General features: G+C 60.1%; 17 protein-coding genes and 1 tRNA gene. 8 read left to right on the top strand and 10 right to left on the bottom strand.

Going from position 1 to position 17,014, the window contains the following annotated elements:
* Positions 1 to 43 precede the first annotated feature (43 nt).
* On the top strand, positions 44 to 847 hold the full coding sequence (gene rlmB, locus DTJ15_RS05990) for a 23S rRNA (guanosine(2251)-2'-O)-methyltransferase RlmB (protein ID WP_081562805.1): 804 nt from the start codon (positions 44 to 46) through the stop codon (positions 845 to 847).
* A gap of 72 nt (positions 848 to 919) precedes the next feature.
* Here rlmB and DTJ15_RS05985 read toward each other — a convergent pair whose 3' ends face one another.
* Positions 920 to 2,005 (bottom strand): alkene reductase, encoded by a 1,086-nt coding sequence (locus DTJ15_RS05985; protein ID WP_182041017.1) that lies wholly within the window; start codon positions 2,003 to 2,005, stop codon positions 920 to 922.
* A 160-nt stretch (positions 2,006 to 2,165) separates the two neighbouring features.
* Between DTJ15_RS05985 and DTJ15_RS05980 the strand changes: the two genes are divergently transcribed.
* Positions 2,166 to 2,492 carry a helix-turn-helix transcriptional regulator gene (locus DTJ15_RS05980; protein ID WP_103765261.1) on the top strand — a complete coding sequence of 109 codons (327 nt, stop codon included), beginning with the start codon at positions 2,166 to 2,168 and terminating at the stop codon, positions 2,490 to 2,492.
* Between the two features lie 23 nt (positions 2,493 to 2,515).
* Here DTJ15_RS05980 and DTJ15_RS05975 read toward each other — a convergent pair whose 3' ends face one another.
* Positions 2,516 to 2,926, bottom strand: a complete 411-nt coding sequence (locus DTJ15_RS05975; RefSeq protein WP_249109649.1) for a DUF6476 family protein — start codon at positions 2,924 to 2,926, stop codon at positions 2,516 to 2,518.
* On the opposite strand from DTJ15_RS05975, the gene DTJ15_RS05970 reads away from it, so the two are divergent.
* Both DTJ15_RS05970 and rpoH read left to right on the top strand, forming a co-directional pair.
* Positions 2,925 to 3,926, top strand: a complete 1,002-nt coding sequence (locus DTJ15_RS05970; RefSeq protein ID WP_081562808.1) for an RluA family pseudouridine synthase — start codon at positions 2,925 to 2,927, stop codon at positions 3,924 to 3,926. The two genes, DTJ15_RS05975 and DTJ15_RS05970, sit on opposite strands and share 2 nt — an antisense overlap.
* Before the next feature lie 227 nt (positions 3,927 to 4,153).
* Positions 4,154 to 5,077, top strand: a complete 924-nt coding sequence (gene rpoH / locus DTJ15_RS05965) for an RNA polymerase sigma factor RpoH (protein WP_043558106.1) — start codon at positions 4,154 to 4,156, stop codon at positions 5,075 to 5,077.
* Positions 5,078 to 5,229: 152 nt separating this feature from the next.
* On the opposite strand, the gene DTJ15_RS05960 is transcribed toward rpoH, so the two are convergent.
* Positions 5,230 to 6,423, bottom strand: coding sequence for a phosphoglycerate kinase (locus DTJ15_RS05960; protein WP_043558103.1), 1,194 nt, complete (start codon positions 6,421 to 6,423; stop codon positions 5,230 to 5,232).
* A 2-nt stretch (positions 6,424 to 6,425) separates the two neighbouring features.
* On the bottom strand, positions 6,426 to 7,448 hold the full coding sequence (gene gap, locus DTJ15_RS05955) for a type I glyceraldehyde-3-phosphate dehydrogenase (protein WP_103765262.1): 1,023 nt from the start codon (positions 7,446 to 7,448) through the stop codon (positions 6,426 to 6,428).
* A 143-nt stretch (positions 7,449 to 7,591) separates the two neighbouring features.
* Between gap and DTJ15_RS05950 the strand changes: the two genes are divergently transcribed.
* On the top strand, positions 7,592 to 8,065 hold the full coding sequence (locus DTJ15_RS05950; RefSeq protein ID WP_081562809.1) for a hypothetical protein: 474 nt from the start codon (positions 7,592 to 7,594) through the stop codon (positions 8,063 to 8,065).
* On the top strand, positions 8,055 to 9,605 hold the full coding sequence (locus tag DTJ15_RS05945) for a glycosyltransferase family 2 protein (RefSeq protein WP_086431311.1): 1,551 nt from the start codon (positions 8,055 to 8,057) through the stop codon (positions 9,603 to 9,605). Before DTJ15_RS05950 ends, DTJ15_RS05945 begins: the two co-directional genes overlap by 11 nt.
* 21 nt (positions 9,606 to 9,626) lie before the next feature.
* Here DTJ15_RS05945 and DTJ15_RS05940 read toward each other — a convergent pair whose 3' ends face one another.
* The 6 genes from DTJ15_RS05940 to hpnH all read right to left on the bottom strand — a co-directional run bounded on the left by DTJ15_RS05940 (position 9,627) and on the right by hpnH (position 14,633).
* Positions 9,627 to 10,607, bottom strand: coding sequence for a hypothetical protein (locus DTJ15_RS05940; RefSeq protein WP_143539921.1), 981 nt, complete (start codon positions 10,605 to 10,607; stop codon positions 9,627 to 9,629).
* A 172-nt stretch (positions 10,608 to 10,779) separates the two neighbouring features.
* On the bottom strand, positions 10,780 to 11,142 hold the full coding sequence (locus DTJ15_RS05935) for an arsenate reductase (RefSeq protein WP_043558089.1): 363 nt from the start codon (positions 11,140 to 11,142) through the stop codon (positions 10,780 to 10,782).
* A gap of 93 nt (positions 11,143 to 11,235) precedes the next feature.
* Positions 11,236 to 11,310 (bottom strand) — tRNA-Thr (locus tag DTJ15_RS05930).
* Between the two features lie 56 nt (positions 11,311 to 11,366).
* Entirely contained in the window at positions 11,367 to 11,780 is a 414-nt protein-coding gene (gene dksA / locus DTJ15_RS05925; protein ID WP_043558086.1) for an RNA polymerase-binding protein DksA, read from the bottom strand.
* Positions 11,781 to 12,065: 285 nt separating this feature from the next.
* Positions 12,066 to 13,358, bottom strand: coding sequence for a hemolysin family protein (locus tag DTJ15_RS05920; protein WP_043558084.1), 1,293 nt, complete (start codon positions 13,356 to 13,358; stop codon positions 12,066 to 12,068).
* Positions 13,359 to 13,433: 75 nt separating this feature from the next.
* Complete coding sequence (hpnH, locus tag DTJ15_RS05915; RefSeq protein WP_043558082.1) at positions 13,434 to 14,633, bottom strand: adenosyl-hopene transferase HpnH; 1,200 nt, start codon at positions 14,631 to 14,633, stop codon at positions 13,434 to 13,436.
* Positions 14,634 to 14,990: 357 nt separating this feature from the next.
* Between hpnH and DTJ15_RS05910 the strand changes: the two genes are divergently transcribed.
* Together DTJ15_RS05910 and hpnI are read left to right on the top strand one after the other, a co-directional pair.
* A complete protein-coding gene (locus tag DTJ15_RS05910; protein ID WP_166651580.1) occupies positions 14,991 to 15,647 on the top strand; it encodes an ABC transporter substrate-binding protein in 657 nt (218 codons plus the stop codon).
* Between the two features lie 172 nt (positions 15,648 to 15,819).
* Entirely contained in the window at positions 15,820 to 16,995 is a 1,176-nt protein-coding gene (gene hpnI / locus DTJ15_RS05905) for a bacteriohopanetetrol glucosamine biosynthesis glycosyltransferase HpnI (protein ID WP_103765264.1), read from the top strand.
* Positions 16,996 to 17,014: the final 19 nt, after the last annotated feature.

Below are 17,014 nucleotides of genomic sequence, written 5' to 3'. Positions count from 1 at the left end.
TACTGCTATGTCAATGCGAGCCAGAAAGATTATACAAAGAGTTATGGCTAGAAAATCATCCTCCCGCCGTGTGGCCCTGCCCGAGGCGCAGAATCTCTCCCGCAACCGCTCCCGCCGCAGCACGACCCGGCACGGTGCCCCCGCCACGGGCAAGGGCTACTGGATCTACGGCCAGCACGCCGTGGAGGCCGCCCTGCTCAACCCTGCACGGGTCATCTACAGCCTTCTGGCGACAAAGGAAGCCGCCGACTCCCTGCCCGAGACGGCCCATCAGCCCCGCATCGTCAGCCGGGAAGAGCTGGATGCCCTCTGCGGGAAAGACGCCGTACATCAGGGCGTCTGCCTGAATGTCGAACCACTGGAAAATCCCGCCATCGTGGATGTCATCGACCGCCCCGGCCCCATTCTGGTGCTGGACCAGGTCACGGACCCCCGCAACATCGGGGCCATCCTGCGCTCGGCTGCCGCCTTCGGGGCCGCTGCCCTTCTGGTGCAGGACCGCCATACACCTGATGAAACCGGCACCATGGCCAAAGCGGCCTCCGGCGGGCTGGATGTCGTGCCCATCATCCGGGAGACCAACATTTCCCGTGCCCTACAGGGCCTTCAGAAAGCCGGGTTCTGGGTCGTGGGGCTGGATGCAGGCGGCACAAGGCTGGACCGCAACCAGCTCGGCGACCGTCGTGTGGCTCTGGTTCTGGGGGCCGAAGGGGCCGGTCTGCGCCGCCTGACACGGGAAACCTGCGATGAAATCGCCTCCATCCACATGTCCGGCCCGATGGAGAGCCTGAACGTCTCCAACGCCTCCGCCGTTGCCCTGTACGAGCTGACCCGCCCGCTGGACTGATCCCAGACACAAAAACGGGGTGGGACCGGATAACCCGGTCACCACCCCGCTCTCAAGCGATACTATCGGCCATCACTTGGCGAACGGATAGTCCGTATAGCCCTTGGCTCCAATCGGGCCATACCATGTCGCCATGTCATCATCCTGAAGCGGCAGATCGTCCTTCAGGCGGCGCACGAGGTCCGGGTTGGCAATATAGGCACGACCAAAGCTGATGGCGTCAGCCCTGCCATCCGCCACGGCCTTCAGGGCCTCATCCCGTGTATATTCCTGATTCAGCACCAGTGGACGGGTAAAGACCTTGCGGATTTCCGGTGACAGTTTCGGCTGCTCCGTGGCCCCGCCAAACGTGAAGGTGCTGGACGGGTTGGACTCACGGAGTTCCAGCCAGGCCACGCCCAGATCATTCAGCATCTTTGCCGCCGGGATGAAGACGGCCTCCGGGTTGCTGTCAATCGTGCCCTGCACTTCCCCGTTCGGGGAGAGGCGAACGCCGACATGCTCGGCCCCAACTTCCTTGATGACGGCTTCCGTCACTTCACGCAGCAGACGCAGACGGTTCTCGACAGACCCGCCATAGGCGTCCGTCCGGTGATTGGTGCCATCCCGCAGGAACTCATCCAGCAGATAGCCATTGGCAGAATGAATCTGCACGCCATCAAACCCGGCCTTCATCGCATTGCGGGCAGCCCTGGCGTAATCCTCGATGATGCCCGGAATCTCGTCCAGACGCAGCGCACGGGCTTCCTCATAAGGAGCCTTGCCCTCGTAGGTGTGGATGTGCCCGGGTGCCGTGGAAGGAGACGGTGCCACCGGCTGCTCCCCGGTCGTGGAGGAATGGACCATCCGCCCCATGTGCCAGAGCTGGCAGACAATCCTGCCACCCTTCTCATGCACGGCATCGGTGACAGTCTTCCAGCCCTTCACCTGCTCCTCATTCCAGATGCCCGTGGCATAGGCCCAGCCAAGCCCCTGACGGGAAATGCCCACCGCCTCGGAGATGATCAGACCGGCACTGGCCCGCTGGCCATAATACTCCGCCATGATGGGGGTCGGGACGGCATCCTTGCCTGCCCTTGCCCGTGTGAGCGGTGCCATGACGACACGGTTGGCCGCCTTGATGGACCCGAAGGAGATGGGATCGAAAAGTGTTGGCATGGTGTTTTCTCCTGAAAAACATGACCAGACAGATGACGGAGACAGGGACACATGGTGTCACCGCCCGTTCTTCTCAAACGCTAACACTTCCCTTTTGTTCTATCAACATAGAACAATGAAACCTTGACAAACAGCCCCCCGACTCCCGATACACGATCTCATGGCTGCGCTGTATCATCACCCCGCCCCGGAAGACATCACCCTCCTGCTCCTTCTGCGGGCCGTGGCGGACCCTGTCCGTCTGGGCATCATCTGCCACCTGCACGGCCTGAAGGAAGCCAACTGCACGACCCTTCTGCGTGGCAGGCCAAAATCAAGCATGTCGCACCATTTTCAGGTCCTGCGGGAGGCCGGCATCCTGCACACCCGTGTGGAAGGGGTCCAGCACCGCAACACGCTCCGTCTTGACGTGCTGGAGGACCGCTTCCCCGGCCTGATGGCCTCCATCCTGCGGGAATGTCCGACAGAGTTTCCAGAAAAAGACTGACCCTCCAGCGAGGGCCGTCCCCATCAATGAGCGGCAGGCCCCGTCAGGTCCAGCTCTGCCACAAGGCGGGCCTGTTCCGGCTGCCAGAGCAGGATGCGGGCATCGCCCTGCCCTGTCTTGAGCGTGACGGCCAGAAGGCCATCAGGGCGGGCCGTGACGGCCATGACCTGCTCATCCGCCTGCCTGGGCAGCTTCAGCAGGGCTGGCCCTGCCAGAGAAGCAGGCCCTGCCGCCGCCCGTGAAAGCCCGGAAGCCGCCGGAGCGGGTGAAGCCGAAGAGTGGTTCATCATCCGATGAATGATGATTCCCACCAGCAGGACCGTCCCCAGAATGATCATCACCCCCATGATGATGACAGCCGCCACCAGAGCCCTGGGCGTGCGTGGCGGGTTCGACTCGCTGTTTTGTCCCGGCTCGACTAGATTGGGGGCCATGTCCGACTCACTCATCTCCGATTCCCTCCCTGCGGATGCGCCCGCTCTCTTCTCATTCACCATCACGCCCGAGCAGACAGGGCAGCGGGCCGACCGTATGCTGGCAGACGCCATCGGTACCCTCTCCCGCTCCCGTGTCAAAGCCCTGATTGAGACGGGCCACCTTACCTGCAACGGCACGCCCCGGCGAGACCCCGCCTTCGCCCTGCGAGAGGGAATGACGCTGGAGCTGCGCCTGCCCCCGCCAGAACCGGCCCGCCCGCAGGCCGAAAGCATCCCGCTGGACATCCTCTTTGAGGACAGGGACCTCATCGTGCTGGACAAACCAGCCGGGCTGGTCGTCCACCCCGCCCCCGGCAATGAAACAGGTACACTCGTCAATGCCCTTCTTGGCCATTGCGGGCCGGACTTTGAAGGGATTGGCGGGGAAAAACGCCCCGGCATCGTCCATCGGCTGGACAAGGACACATCCGGCGTGATGGTCGTTGCAAAAACCCCCCTCGCCCATGAAGCCCTGTCCGAAGCCTTTGCGACCCGTACGATGGAACGGGCCTATCTCGCCCTGGCGTGGGGCCTCCTTCCGCCTTCAGGCGAGTTTGAAGGGGCGATCGGACGGGATAAGCGGGACCGCAAGCGCATGGCCGTCGTCCCTAATGGCGGCAAACACGCCCTGACACGCTTCACGACGAAAGAAACTTTTCATGCGGGGGTATCGCTCGTGGAGTGCCGGCTGGCCACGGGACGGACGCATCAGATCCGTGTCCACCTGTCCCATAATGGCCACCCCCTGCTGGGCGACCCGGTCTATCTGCGTCGTGTCCCGGCAGCGGCCCGCAAACTGCCCGTGAACGTGCGCCATCAGGCTCTCGACTTCCCCCGTCAGGCCCTTCATGCCGCCACTCTGGGTTTTACCCACCCACGAACAAAGGAAGAACTGCTTTTTTCCGCCCCTCTCCCTGATGATCTCCAGACCCTGATTGAAGCTCTCTCGGAAGGGTGAACCACCTGACTTTTTATTAAGTTTGACTCTCGGCAGGAATCAATTAAAGAATAATAGGACGAAAAAAGTCCTATAAAGAATGGACATGTCTCTATTGCCTTATTTGCGATGGAGATACGGCCTGACCGGCGTTAAAATGCAGGCGCTGGTCTCATCGTTCCTGTAAGGGATAGGCTGGTATGATCTGCCCGCCTCTTCCCCAGTCGGGTGCAAGGAGTCGAAGTCGCATGAAGTCTCCCTCAACTCTTCCCGCCATCGGCCCGGAGACCAACCTTTCCCGTTATCTTCAGGAAATCCGGCGGTTCCCCCTTCTCACCTCCGAGCAGGAACTCGCTCTTGCCCGCCGCTGGCGTGACAAACACGACAGCACGGCGGCTCATGAACTGGTAACATCCCACCTGCGCCTTGTTGCCAAGATTGCCATGAGTTACCGGGGCTATGGTCTGCCTGTCAGCGAACTGATCAGCGAGGGCAATATCGGCATGATGCAGGCTGTCCGCCGTTTTGACCCGGAGCGAGGCTTCCGGCTGGCGACCTATGCCATGTGGTGGATCAGGGCAGCCATTCAGGAGTACATCCTGCACAGCTGGTCTCTGGTGAAAATGGGCACGACCGCTGCCCAGAAGAAGCTCTTCTTCAACCTCCGCCGCCTGAAAGGGCAGATGCAGGCTTATGAGGAAGGCGACCTGCAGCCAGAGCAGATTGATCATATTGCCAAAACACTGGGCGTGCCGGAGCAGGATGTCATCTCCATGAACCGCCGCCTTACGGCACCTGACCACAGCCTGAACGCCCCGCTCCGTGCAGATGGCGAGCAGGAATGGCAGGACTGGCTTGTGGACCAGAACGAGAATCAGGAAGACACGCTGGCCGAAAGCGAGGACATGAGCGGGCGCAAGGCTCTGCTTGCCGAAGCCATGCAGACGCTCAATGACCGTGAGCGCCACATTCTGACAGAACGCCGCCTGAAGGAAGACCCCTCCACGCTGGAAGAACTCTCCCATCATTACGGTGTCTCCCGTGAGCGCATCCGTCAGATTGAAGCCCGTGCCATGGAAAAATTGCAGAAAGCCATGGCCTCCGCCGTCAAGGAACGCCGCAGGGAACAGGGCTTCTCCGAAGAAGAGGTGGCCGAAAAAGTCAAAGCCTGATCCCCACCTCCTCCTTCAGAACTGCACTGAACAGAACGCAGCGGGGCCATACCCTGGCTGCGTTTTTTCATGCAACAGGAAGAAACAGTAGACACAAAAAAGGCGGCGTCCCGAAGGACACCGCCTCTCCCGTAAAACCAGCGAAACCGATCTTACTTGGCGCGCAGCACCTCAACACCCGGAAGGGTCTTACCCTCCAGCCATTCGAGGAAGGCACCGCCAGCCGTGGAGACATAGCTCATACGGTCAGCCACGCCAGCGTGACGCAGGGCAGAAACGGTGTCACCACCGCCAGCCACTGTCAGCAGCTTGCCTTCTTCGGTCAGCTTGGCAGCGGCACGGGCCACTTCCACGGTTGCCTTGTCGAAAGGCTCGATCTCGAAAGCACCCAGCGGACCGTTCCAGACAAGAGTCTTCAGGTCAGCAAGATGTTTGGAGATCAGCTCGGCTGTCTTCGGGCCAGCATCAAGGATCATGGTGTCTTCCGGCACCTTGTCCACCGGCACAACCTCGGAGGCGGCACCTGCCTTGAACTCACGGGCCACGACGGCATCCACCGGCAGGACCAGCTTGCAGCCTTTTTCCTTGGCGCGGGCGGCAATCTTGCGAGCCGTCTCATGCATGTCGGATTCCTGGAGGGACTTGCCAACCTTCACGCCTTCAGCAGCGAGGAAGGTGTTGGCCATGGCCCCACCAATGAACAGAACATCCACCTTGTCCAGCACGTTGCCGATCAGGTCCAGCTTCGTGGAAATCTTGGACCCGCCAATCACGGCGCCGACAGGGCGCTTCGGGCTTTCCAGCGCAGCGGAAAGAGCCTTCAGCTCAGCTTCCATCAGGCGACCAGCATAGGCCGGCAGCAGATGGGCCACGCCCTCTGTGGAAGCATGGGCACGGTGGGCAGCAGAGAAAGCATCATCCACATAGATGTCCCCGTTGGCAGCCAGTGCCTTGGAGAATTCGGGATCGTTCTTCTCTTCCTCAGCGTGGAAACGTGTATTCTCCAGCAGGAGAACCCCGCCATCCTTCAGCGCATCCACAGCCTCTTTGGCCTTGGGGCCCACGCAGTCCGCAGCGAAGGCGACCGGGCGGCCAAGCAGCTCACCCAGACGTTTGCCAACCGGTGCCAGCGACATCTCGGGAACGACCTTGCCCTTGGGCCGGTCGAAATGGCTGAGAAGGATGACCTTGGCCCCCTTCTCAGTCAGCTCACGGATGGTCGGCAGCACACGCTCGATACGGGTCGTATCGGTAATGGCACCCTCATGCATGGGGACATTCAGGTCAGCGCGGAGAAGTACGCGTTTGCCACGTACCTCCGCCTTATCAAGCGTGCGAAAAGCCATGATCAGAGTTTCCCGAACAGAGATGCCGTGTCGGACATACGGTTGGAGAAGCCCCACTCATTGTCGTACCAGGCACAGATACGGACCAGCTCACCACCATCAACCAGCGCTGTCTGCGTGGCATCAAAGGTGGAGGAGAACGGAACGTGGTTGAAGTCGTGGCTCACCAGCGGCTCCGTGTTGTAGCCGAGGATGCCCTTCAGGCGGCCTTCGGAAGCCTCACGGATGGCCTCGTTGACCTCCTCGACGGAGGACGGCTTGCGCTTCGGCACGAAGTCCAGGGAGACGAGGGAGACGTTCGGCGTCGGCACGCGGATGGCCGTGCCGTCCAGCTTGCCCTTGAGCTGCGGCAGAACCAGACCAACGGCACGGGCAGCACCCGTGGATGTCGGAATGATGTTGACAGCAGCGGCACGGGCACGACGGGGATCCTTGTGCAGCGTGTCGATGGTGCGCTGGTCACCTGTGTAGGAGTGGACGGTCACCATGTAACCACGCTCGATGCCGAACTTTTCATCCAGCACGGAAGCAACCGGGGAGAGACAGTTCGTCGTGCAGGAAGCGTTGGAGACGATCTGCATGCCCGGCTTCAGGGCGTCGTTGTTCACGCCGTACACGATCGTGGCGTCAGCATCCTTGCCCGGAGCAGAAACCAGCACATGCTTGGCACCGGCCTTCAGCAGGGCAGAAGCCTTGTCACGGGCCGTGAAGAGGCCTGTGCATTCCATGGCCACATCAACACCCTGGAGCGGAATCTCTTCCGGGTTGCGCTGGGCTGTCACCTTGATCGGACCGATGGTGCGGCCCTGGTGGGTCTTGATGAGCAGATCACCATTGACGACCTCGACCTCAGCCGGCAGACGACCATGAACGGTATCGTACTTCAGAAGGTGAGCGTTGGCCTCCACGGAGCCGAGATCGTTGATCAGAACCGGCTCGACGTCAGTGCGCCCGCTTTCGATGATGCCACGAAGAACCAGACGCCCGATACGTCCGAACCCGTTGATTGCAATTTTAACGGCCATTGGTCGCTTCCTCCGTAATTGGTAGCTAAAGGACTCCTTATCCATAGCACCACTGCCAGAGAGCAACAGAGGGAAAATGAAGTTTTTGAAGCAGCCCTGCTTCCCTCTTGCGTCATGCCCGGCTTCCTGTAACCTGTTGTTTTATGATGGCTCTCTCTGTCCCCCGCTCTCTTCTGCGATTCCGCTCCACTGCCCTGCTTCTGCTGACGGCGTCCCTCTGCGGCTGCAATCCCATCGATCAACGCACGTTCGATGCGCAGGCTGGCAGGCCTCCCAGAACGGCCACCCCGGCCCTGCCTGCTCCCGCCCCGGAAAAACCGGCCTTTCTCCAGATTGCTGGCGGCACGCCAGAACGGGATTACGGGCCAGCGGTGGAGAAAGCCACCAAACTTGCACTGGGCCGCAAGAGCAACATCCTGTTCATCATCCAGGGCATGGCTCCCATGCAGCAGACGCCTGAGGCCGAGAGGCAGTCCCTCCAGCAGCTGACAGAGACGCTCGTCAACCCGGTCGCCAGCCATGTTCTGGCAGCCGGTGCCCGCCCCATCCAGCTGGAGATGAAAGTCGGCTCCAGCCCGACCGTCCAGAACAACATGGTCCGTATTTATGTCCGATAGGCACCCCCGTCTCACATGTGCCGTCCTTCTCAAGCAGGCAGACCATACCCTGCCGGGGTGGCTGGCATGGCACCTGGCCCTCGGGATTGAGCATATCGCCATCATTGATGCTGGCGCTTTTGATAATGTGCGGCAGATTGTCCAGAGTCTCCAGCAGGACTGGCCCCTCTCATGGCACCCGGTGGAGCTCCGGGAAGAGCTGAGCCCGGAAGGACGGCGCCTTGAGCTGACCCGGCAGGCCATCACCCACCTCCGGCAGATCACCCAGAACATGCCTCGGGACGTCCAGGAGGAAGCGGAGGGCGACACCATTCCCGTAGAGGACTGGATCATCATTCTGGATGCGGATGAATATCTGTCTCCTACCCGCGAACTGGCACGCCTGTTCCCCCCATCCACGGATGAAATCGCTGCCATGGCCATACATTGGCGGATTTATGGCAGCGCCGGGCATGTTCAGCCTCCTCCGGGGCATGTGGTGGCCAACCATCTCTGGCACGCCATGCCCTCTTTTGCCGATCACCGGTTCGTCCGGCTCATGGCCCGGCTGGACCAGCTGCCCACCCCAGCCAGACTGACCGATGCGCATATGCTGGGCCTGCTGCCGGAGCAGATCATCCGGGCGGATGGAGAGCCCTACCAGCCCGACAGGGAAACCCTTCCAGAAAAACCCTGGGCCGGTGGCTGCATCCAGCATTACATCTGTGCACTGGCCCATGGTGAGGACGAACTGCCTCCCCCCATGCGGGCCCACTACAACCGCAACGAGCAGGTCACCCCTCCACAGGAACGTGACCTCCGGGCCATGCGCGTGCTCTCCAACCGGATGCGGGAAAGCGCACTGAAGGCGGGGCTCTCCCGTTTGCAGAAGCTCGTGGAGCCGCAGCTTGAAGAAGCACGTCTGCATTATCAGGAAGATGCCACAGCACTGGGCATCCGGGACCTTGTGCAGCACGGAACCTTCCAGTACGAGCGGATACGCCCCTCCACCCAGAGTGGCCTGCTGCTGAACAACCAGTTTTCAGCCCGCTATGAAGCCGGACAGACCGTCCTTCTCCGCTTCCCTGAGGGCAGACTCCTGACGGGGGACCAGTCGGACCACCACGAACCACTCATCGGGTTCTGGCTGAAGAGCACTCCGCATCTTCTCACTCTCCATGAGCAGGACAGGTCATCCTTCACACTTGGAGATGCACCCTGCCCGTTTGGCATGGCCAGCCTGCGCATCACCTTCAACACACAGAGGCAGGCCATCCATCTGCCACACGAAACAGGCCATGCCAACATGCCGCTGGAGCTGATACCGACCAGCACAGCGCCTGCCTGCCTCTTCACACCGCTACCCCCCGTTGATGAGCCGGAGGGCCTGAGCGTGCACGGGCTGCTCACATGGCTTGCCGGGCACCCCGGCCTTCCACCACATGACCTGGCACGGGCACTGCTTCTGCTATCTCCGGATTCTGCTCAACATTTGCACAATCTGGCTCCCATGCTGGGGGAATTTCTTCCATTACGGCCCCGGCCTGAATTCCTGCCCTGAGGCCCCACAGGAAAGGGGGGCTCAGCCCCCCTGAAAAAGATGGTGCAGGCCCCACAGGCTGGCTGCAACCAGCCCCCCGCCGAGACACAGCCCTGCCAGAAACAGAAAAAGTGGTGATGGGGAACTGGTCTCCCCGGGACGCTCTGCCAGGGCAGCAAGACTGGCCCGCAAGGCTGCCAGCTCTTCCTGATGTGCCCGCTCTTCATCCTGATGCTGCCGCACCACGCTGCTCTGCTGCCTTATGAAGGTCGCCGCCTCCACAGTCGTCCGGAAAAAACAGTCGACCATATGCGGCAGAATGGCAGAAGGCAGCCCATCATCTGCTGCGGCGTCATAGACCAGAACACGATAGGCCGGACAGTGCAGCAGCGCCTTCATGAACATGGCGGACTCCGTCTCCACCGCCTGTGCACCGGCAATGACCAGAAAAACGATATCCTCTTCCACCCCATGCAGAGACTGGCCTGCTGCCCCATCACCCTGCACGGCACGGAATGTCACGTTCCGTTCTGTCCAGAAACCACCAAGGGCCTGCTCCATGCTCTTCAGCCGGTCCACCCCGACACCAATACCCAGCAGCAGCATCCGCGCCCCTTCACGGGTTGGAAAGCTGCGCCGCTGGGGCGGCGTCCCTCGCAGAAACTGCAACAGCTCTTCCCGCTGCCTGTCGGCCTTCTCTTCTGCATCCCGCCCGACGGCCAGAACCTCAAAACGGGGCATGACCTGTCCCTGATGCAGATGCGCCCTCAACAGGCCGCAGACACGCACACGTTCTCCCGCATGAAGCCCGTCTCCCTCCAGCAGGGAAGGGGAGATGTCCAGCAGAATGGCCGTGCCCGTCTTTTCATCCAGCAGGGGCGTACTTTCCCGACGGCGCCAATGGTCCGGCCGCACCTCCCCAATCACCCCTCTGACAGTAACGGGCATCTGCCAGTCTTCAAAACGGGCGCATATCTCCGAAAGGCGGCGTCGGAACAGGAGCTGTACCTGCTCGGGCGCCATGACAGGAAAACCCTTTTCCGGCCTCACCGAAGGAGCCACAGAGGACCGCCGTGAAAACACCTCCATAACTGCACCTCCTTCTCAAAAATAAAGGCCCCGAAACTGGAGCCTTCTCTATCATCTCATGAACGGAACGGCGAAGAGCCTTCCCTGCATGCCTGAAAAACCATGGTCAGGCTGTCGGAGCGAACAGCCCTTCATAAAGCTCGGGCCGGAACCCCACCGTAACGGTCTTTCCGCTCTCAAGCACAGGGCGACGCACCAGGGTTGGATGCTCCAGCATCAGCGCCACGGCACGGGCTTGTGTCAGGTCCTGCTTCTGTGCCTCATCAAGACGGCGAAATGTCAGGCTGGAACGATTGAGCAGCTTCTCCCACCCTACAGCCTCAACCCAACCTTCCAGCAGGGCAGCTGTCAGCCCGTCCTTGCGAACATCATGATAGCGGACGGGAATCCCCCGGTCCTCGAGCCACTTCATGGCCTTCTTCACCGTAGAACAGGTCTTGATCCCGTACAGGACAACCGTATCAACCATAATGACCGTGCCTCTCCAGCAAGGAAACAGAAGACATCATATTATCAGGAAAAAACAGGAGACAGATAAGAGGCTTCATCAAAAACTGAAGAATGGTGCTGCTGGCGAGGATTGAACTCGCGACCTCTCCCTTACCAAGGGAGTGCTCTACCACTGAGCTACAGCAGCACTGCTGTCCCATGGCGGGTTAACTAACCTGTTCGCCCCCGCCATGCAACCCCTAATCAGTCGTCCCGATAAATCTTTTCGTGCCGCTCGTGCCGTTCCTGCGCCTCCAGCGACAGGGTGGCAATCGGACGGGCCTCCAGACGCTGGAGCCCTATCGGCTCACCCGTTTCCTCACAGTAACCGTAAGAACCATCCTCAATCCGGGCCAGAGCCATGTCGATCTTGATGATGAGTTTGCGGGCACGGTCCCGGGTCCGCAGCTCGAAAGCCCGGTCCGTCTCCACGGTGGCACGGTCTGTCAGATCAGCCTCACGTATCCCACCCTCGGAAAGGCTGGCCAGAGTTTCCCCCGCCTCCTTGAGAAGGTCCATCCGCCAATGCAGCAGCTTCTGCCGGAAATAGGCAAGCTGCCGTTCATTCATGAACTCTTCATCATCGGAAGGGCGATAGTCAGGTGAAAGCGTGATCATGCAGAACTCCCTCTCGCAGAGCTTCCCTCACCTCACCGCTCCAAAGCGAGACGGGCAGAGAAGTCGGATGCCCGGGTTATATCGACCCCACCAGATAACGCCAAGACAGAGAACCGCTTTTTTTTAAATGGATACTCCCTGTCATCCCCAGAATATTGGCAGATTCCTCCTTCCCCTATTTTATGAAATATAATTCACAAGAGACATTCATTGTGAATTTACAAAAATTATACTTGTAATTTAATCCATATTAACTGATTTTCCCCAGCATATAAGGGGGATTTTTCAGTTCTTCGCCAAGGCCCAACGGCTGGCCCGGACCCGCAGAACACGCCGCCGCTCCATTTCCAGCACCTCAAAAAGCCAGCCAGAGAAAACCACCTTGTCCCCCTTGGCAGGCACCCGACGCAACAGGGCCATGAGAGCCCCTCCCAGAGTATGATAACGGCCATCATCCGGTGGTACGGCGATATCCAGACGGACACAGACATCATCAATCGGCATGGTGCCATCAAGGATATATTCCTCCTTGCCACCGGATTCAGAATTTTTCTGTGCGGCCACGTCCAGCGCCTCATCACCAATAATGGCCTCGAACACATCAGAGGGGGTCACGATCCCTTCGAAAGAGCCATACTCATCAAAGACAAACACGATCCCGAGGGAAATCCCCTTGAGGCGCTCGATCATCCCCTGTGCGGTCAGACTGTCCGGAATGGCAGGCGGGGTCCGCAATACAGCGTCCACGGACAGGGGCAGACCCAGCAGAAGCCTGTCCATCACATCCTTGGCCAGCATGACACCGACAGGATGGTCCACATCACCATCACAGACCACAATGCGCCCGTAAGATGACTGGCGCAGTTTCCTGGCCAGTGTTTCCTCATCAGCATTGCGATCGACCCAGAACAGCTCGTTGCGGGGAGTCATGATGGCCCGGACGGGGCGATCCGCCAGACGGAGCAGACGCTCGATGATGGCCCGCTCCTCCGTTTCCAGTATTCCGGCCTGCATCCCCTCCTGGAGGACAGCCTTCAGCTCTTCCTCCGTCACCGTCACACGGGGCATGGAGCCAAGGCCGATCAGCCGCAGGACCATGTCCGTCGTTTTGCTCAGCAGCCAGACGACCGGCCTCGTACACCAGGCCAGCACCACCAGGGTGGATGAAAGATGGATGGCAATGGTTTCCGGGCGCCGCAGGGCTATCTGCTTCGGCACAAGCTCACCAAAGACGAGCATGGCAAAAGTGATCGCCGCCACGACACTGATGATGGCCAGCTCCCCCGCAAAAGGCTGTGGAATGGCCAGATGTTCAAAAAAATGCTGAACTCCCTCCTCCAGCTGGCTGCCCCCGAAGGCACCTTCCAGAATGGAGACCAGGGTCATGCCGATCTGCACTGTCGGCAGGAAATTCTGAGGGTTTTCAGCCAGCTTCAACGCCCGCTCCGCACCGGCAACCTTTTTCTGTGCCAGATTGGAGAGCCGGGCCCGCTTGGCCGAAATAAGCGCAAGCTCCCCCGTGGCGAAAACGCCATTAAGGAAAATCAGAAGAACAATTGTCAGGACAGGAATCATCATGAGGCCATCCTGCCCTGATCTGCCCCATGCCACAAGGACAGACGGGACAGTCAGGGCAGGAAGACAGGGCGTGCCTTACTTGGCAGCCGGAGCAGCCGGGCCTTCCATACGGCCATTGATGCGGACACGCGGCCCACGGGCCGGCTTCTTGCCGCTTTTGGCTTCTTCGCCTTCGATACGTTCGAGCTGGCGGGCCACTTCATCATCGTAGCCATAAGAGGCCGGACGCTGGTTGGCCAGAGAGATTTCCGGAGCCATCGGCTTTTCCGTCTCCGGTCCCTGAAGAGCCACCTTGATGAAGTGCAGCGGGCGGCGGACCGCGTCCATCACGGCCGTGGACTCGTACCCGGAATGGACCATGCAGTCGGCGCATTTTTCATAAGCACCTGTGCCGTACTGGTCCCAGGCCGTGTCGTCCATCAGCTCCTTGAAGGTCTTGGCATAGCCTTCACCCAGCAGGTAGCAGGGGCGCTGCCAGCCAAACACGGTACGCAGCGGCTTGCCCCACGGCGTGCAGTGATAGGTCTCGTTCCCGGCCAGGAAGTTCAGGAACAGCGGGGACTGCGTGAACCGCCATTTGTGGCCCTTGCCAAGGCGGAAGATGTCACGGAACAGCGTCTTGGTCTTCTGGCGGTTCAGGAAGTGTTCCTGATCCGGCGCACGCTCATAGGCGTAACCCGGAGCCGTCATCACGCCATCCACGCCCAGCTTCATGACCTCATCAAAAAAGGCAGCCACACGCTCGGGCTTCACACCATCAAAAAGGGTGCAGTTGATGGAAACACGGAAGCCCTTGGACTTGGCAAGCTTGATGGCCTTGACCGCACGCTCGTACACGCCTTCCTGACAGACGGACGAATCGTGCATCTGCTGGTCACCGTCCAGATGGACATCCCATGAGAAGAAAGGAGACGGCTTGTAGTCGTCGATCTTCTTCTCCAGCAGAAGGGCGTTGGTGCAGAGATAGACATACTTCTTGCGGGCCACCAGACCTTCAATGATCTGCGGCATCTCCTTGTGCAGCAGCGGCTCGCCACCGGCCACGGCGATCACAGGGGCGCCCGCCTCGGTATCAGCATCCATGCACTCCTGATAGCTCATGCGCTGATTGAGGATCTTTGCGGGGTAATCAATCTTGCCACAACCTGCGCAAGCCAGATTGCAGCGGAACAGCGGCTCAAGCATCAGCACCAGCGGATAGCGCTTGCGTCCTGTCAGGTGCTGCTTGAGAACGTACCGTCCAACTCGGACAGCCTGCATCAATGGTACGGCCATTATAATCCTCTGATCATTCTCTCCATCGGGGCTGCATCACGGTATCAGGACACCCGTGCCCAGCCATGGAACATCCCTCCATGACCGGGACCCACCACGAAACCTGCCGGTTCCTTCGCAGAAGCAGCCGGGAATTGCAAGCACAAGAGAAGCTCCCTCCCCTGGTTGTCACAGGCTCCCGGCACCACATGCACCCGCTATAACGCCGACAGACTCGTTCATTCAATGATAATGCGCTATACTGCCGCCCCGACTGTAGCAGATTCACCACAGTGACGCGGCATCCTACAGGGACCCCGTGCCAAGAGTCTCATGGCCTCTTGCATGGACAGGAACATAGGAGGAAAGAACATGCACATGAAACGTTGTCTTATGTTTTCCATCAGCATGATGGCCTTGCTGGCAGGCGTCCCCGCCGCCATCGCCCCTATCTCCGCCCATGCGGCCGGGCGCACCCCCGCCGCCGCCCCGGCAGGGGCAGCCACACCACAGGCCCCGATCAGTGGCCTCTACAAAGCACTTGAGCAGTCCGAACATTCCGGGGCTGGCATCGGCAAGCGCAGCGCCATGATCGCCCCGCTGGTTGACCAGGCCTTCGACATGGATGCCATCCTCAAGCGTTCGGTCGGCCTGCATTATGACCAGCTCTCCGCTGATGAACGCAGTGCCCTCATCAATGCTTTCAAGCGGTTCACCGTGGCCCGCTATGCCTCCACGTTCAAGCCTGGGACGAATGCCGTTTTCACTGTCAGCCAGACTACGGAAGAAGATGGACGCACCATCGTCCACACGACCATCGGCAACAGGAATGACTCCGCCGAATCAGCCACACCCATTGACTATGTGATGGTCAAAGGCCCGAATGGCTGGCGCATCGTGGACATCCTGCTGGATGGCCATATCAGCCAGGTTGCCGCCCAGCGTTCCGACTTCAAGACCATTTTCAGCCAGAGTGGCGCCAATGGCCTGGCTCGTACGCTGACAAAGAAAGCGGATGATTTTCTACAAGACTAAAACCGGATTGCATGGCTTTTTTCTTTCCAGCTCTCTCTGACAACGTATCAGGCCATCAGAAACGTCATGACATGGCTGGCAGAGCTGTTCTGCCAGCCAGGCAGACGACCATGATACCCCTCTGCGGAGCTCTTCCACACCAGTTCCATCATTCCTGCGGACACTCCTGCTGATGCCCTCACTGCTTGCGATCGCCTCTGCCGTAAGCGGCATCTTTTCACTGGCTGGGCATCTCCAGGGGGCCATCGGCACCGGGCTGCTGCACCGTTTCCGCCGGACAGCCCATATTCCCGATGAAACATTGAGCCCCCTGCACCATGATGGCACCCTGCCAGCCGTAACCATCATGAAACCCCTTCACGGGGACGAGCCGCTGCTGGAAGAGGCTCTGGAAAGTTTCTTCAGGCAGGATTATCCGGCGCCCCATCAGATCGTCTTCGGCCTTCAGGATGAACACGACCCGGCACTGGCCGTCGTCCGGCGCCTCCAGAAGCGCTACCCCGAACGGGACATATCTGTCGTCATCGACCAGACAGAGCACGGCCCCAACCGCAAGGTGGGCAATCTCATCAACATGTTTCCTGCCTGTAAACATGATGTCCTGATCATTTCTGATTCCGACATCCATGTCAGCGCAGACTACACGGCCAGCATCGTACGGGCACTCCAGCAAGACGGCGTGCAGCTTGCCACAACCCTCTATGCAGGCCTGCCCGCCAGCAACACGCTCGTCCGCAAGCTGGGGGCATGTGGCATAAATACAAACTTCCTTCCCGGTGTCATGATGTCCCGCCTCATGGGGCGGCAGGACTGCCTGGGGGCCACCATGGCCCTGCGGCGCAAGCATCTGGAAGACATCGGCGGACTGGAAGCTCTTGTCCAGCATGTGGCTGATGACGCCGTGCTGGGGCAGCTCATCCGCCACAATGGCGGCAGAATTGCCCTGGCACCCACCATCTGCCAGACAACCGTTGCCGAAACGGGCCTGGGGGCCCTCTTCCAGCATGAACTGCGCTGGGGACGGACTGTCCGCAGTGTGGAGCCTGTCGGTTATGGTCTTTCCGCCCTCCAGCTGCCGCTCTTCTGGGGCAGTCTCTGTGTCCTTTTTGCACCAGCCCGGTTTTTTTCCTGGGCACTGCTGGGCGGGGGGCTGCTCTGCCGCAGTGCCATGACATGCCACATCGGACGGCTGACAAACTGCGCCATGCCCGGCCTTTTCCCCCATCTCATCTTCCGGGACTGGCTGTCGGCCGCTGTCATGGTTGGCAGCGCCCGTGGCACGCAGGTGACCTGGCGGGGGCAGTCGCTGCACATCTCCCGTGGCAAAAAACTTCCGAAGTCCCTATAACAAGCTCAATTAACCTTGT

It is taken from the genome of Parasaccharibacter sp. TMW 2.1891, from assembly GCF_023337675.1.
GTDB lineage: Bacteria > Pseudomonadota > Alphaproteobacteria > Acetobacterales > Acetobacteraceae > Bombella > Bombella apis.
The sequence above is the reverse complement of the archived record's forward strand: the minus strand, read 5'-3'. Positions and strand labels throughout refer to the sequence as shown.

Bases quoted from the DNA above. Each gene is read 5' to 3' on its own strand.
- rlmB (WP_081562805.1), top strand. From the start codon at position 44: ATGGCTAGAAAATCATCCTCCCGCCGTGTGGCCCTGCCCGAGGCGCAG.
- DTJ15_RS05985 (WP_182041017.1), bottom strand. From the start codon at position 2,005: ATGCCAACACTTTTCGATCCCATCTCCTTCGGGTCCATCAAGGCGGCC.
- DTJ15_RS05980 (WP_103765261.1), top strand. From the start codon at position 2,166: ATGGCTGCGCTGTATCATCACCCCGCCCCGGAAGACATCACCCTCCTG.
- DTJ15_RS05970 (WP_081562808.1), top strand. From the start codon at position 2,925: ATGTCCGACTCACTCATCTCCGATTCCCTCCCTGCGGATGCGCCCGCT.
- DTJ15_RS05975 (WP_249109649.1), bottom strand. From the start codon at position 2,926: ATGGCCCCCAATCTAGTCGAGCCGGGACAAAACAGCGAGTCGAACCCG.
- rpoH (WP_043558106.1), top strand. From the start codon at position 4,154: ATGAAGTCTCCCTCAACTCTTCCCGCCATCGGCCCGGAGACCAACCTT.
- DTJ15_RS05960 (WP_043558103.1), bottom strand. From the start codon at position 6,423: ATGGCTTTTCGCACGCTTGATAAGGCGGAGGTACGTGGCAAACGCGTA.
- gap (WP_103765262.1), bottom strand. From the start codon at position 7,448: ATGGCCGTTAAAATTGCAATCAACGGGTTCGGACGTATCGGGCGTCTG.
- DTJ15_RS05950 (WP_081562809.1), top strand. From the start codon at position 7,592: ATGATGGCTCTCTCTGTCCCCCGCTCTCTTCTGCGATTCCGCTCCACT.
- DTJ15_RS05945 (WP_086431311.1), top strand. From the start codon at position 8,055: ATGTCCGATAGGCACCCCCGTCTCACATGTGCCGTCCTTCTCAAGCAG.
- DTJ15_RS05940 (WP_143539921.1), bottom strand. From the start codon at position 10,607: ATGGCGCCCGAGCAGGTACAGCTCCTGTTCCGACGCCGCCTTTCGGAG.
- DTJ15_RS05935 (WP_043558089.1), bottom strand. From the start codon at position 11,142: ATGGTTGATACGGTTGTCCTGTACGGGATCAAGACCTGTTCTACGGTG.
- dksA (WP_043558086.1), bottom strand. From the start codon at position 11,780: ATGATCACGCTTTCACCTGACTATCGCCCTTCCGATGATGAAGAGTTC.
- DTJ15_RS05920 (WP_043558084.1), bottom strand. From the start codon at position 13,358: ATGATGATTCCTGTCCTGACAATTGTTCTTCTGATTTTCCTTAATGGC.
- hpnH (WP_043558082.1), bottom strand. From the start codon at position 14,633: ATGGCCGTACCATTGATGCAGGCTGTCCGAGTTGGACGGTACGTTCTC.
- DTJ15_RS05910 (WP_166651580.1), top strand. From the start codon at position 14,991: ATGAAACGTTGTCTTATGTTTTCCATCAGCATGATGGCCTTGCTGGCA.
- hpnI (WP_103765264.1), top strand. From the start codon at position 15,820: ATGCCCTCACTGCTTGCGATCGCCTCTGCCGTAAGCGGCATCTTTTCA.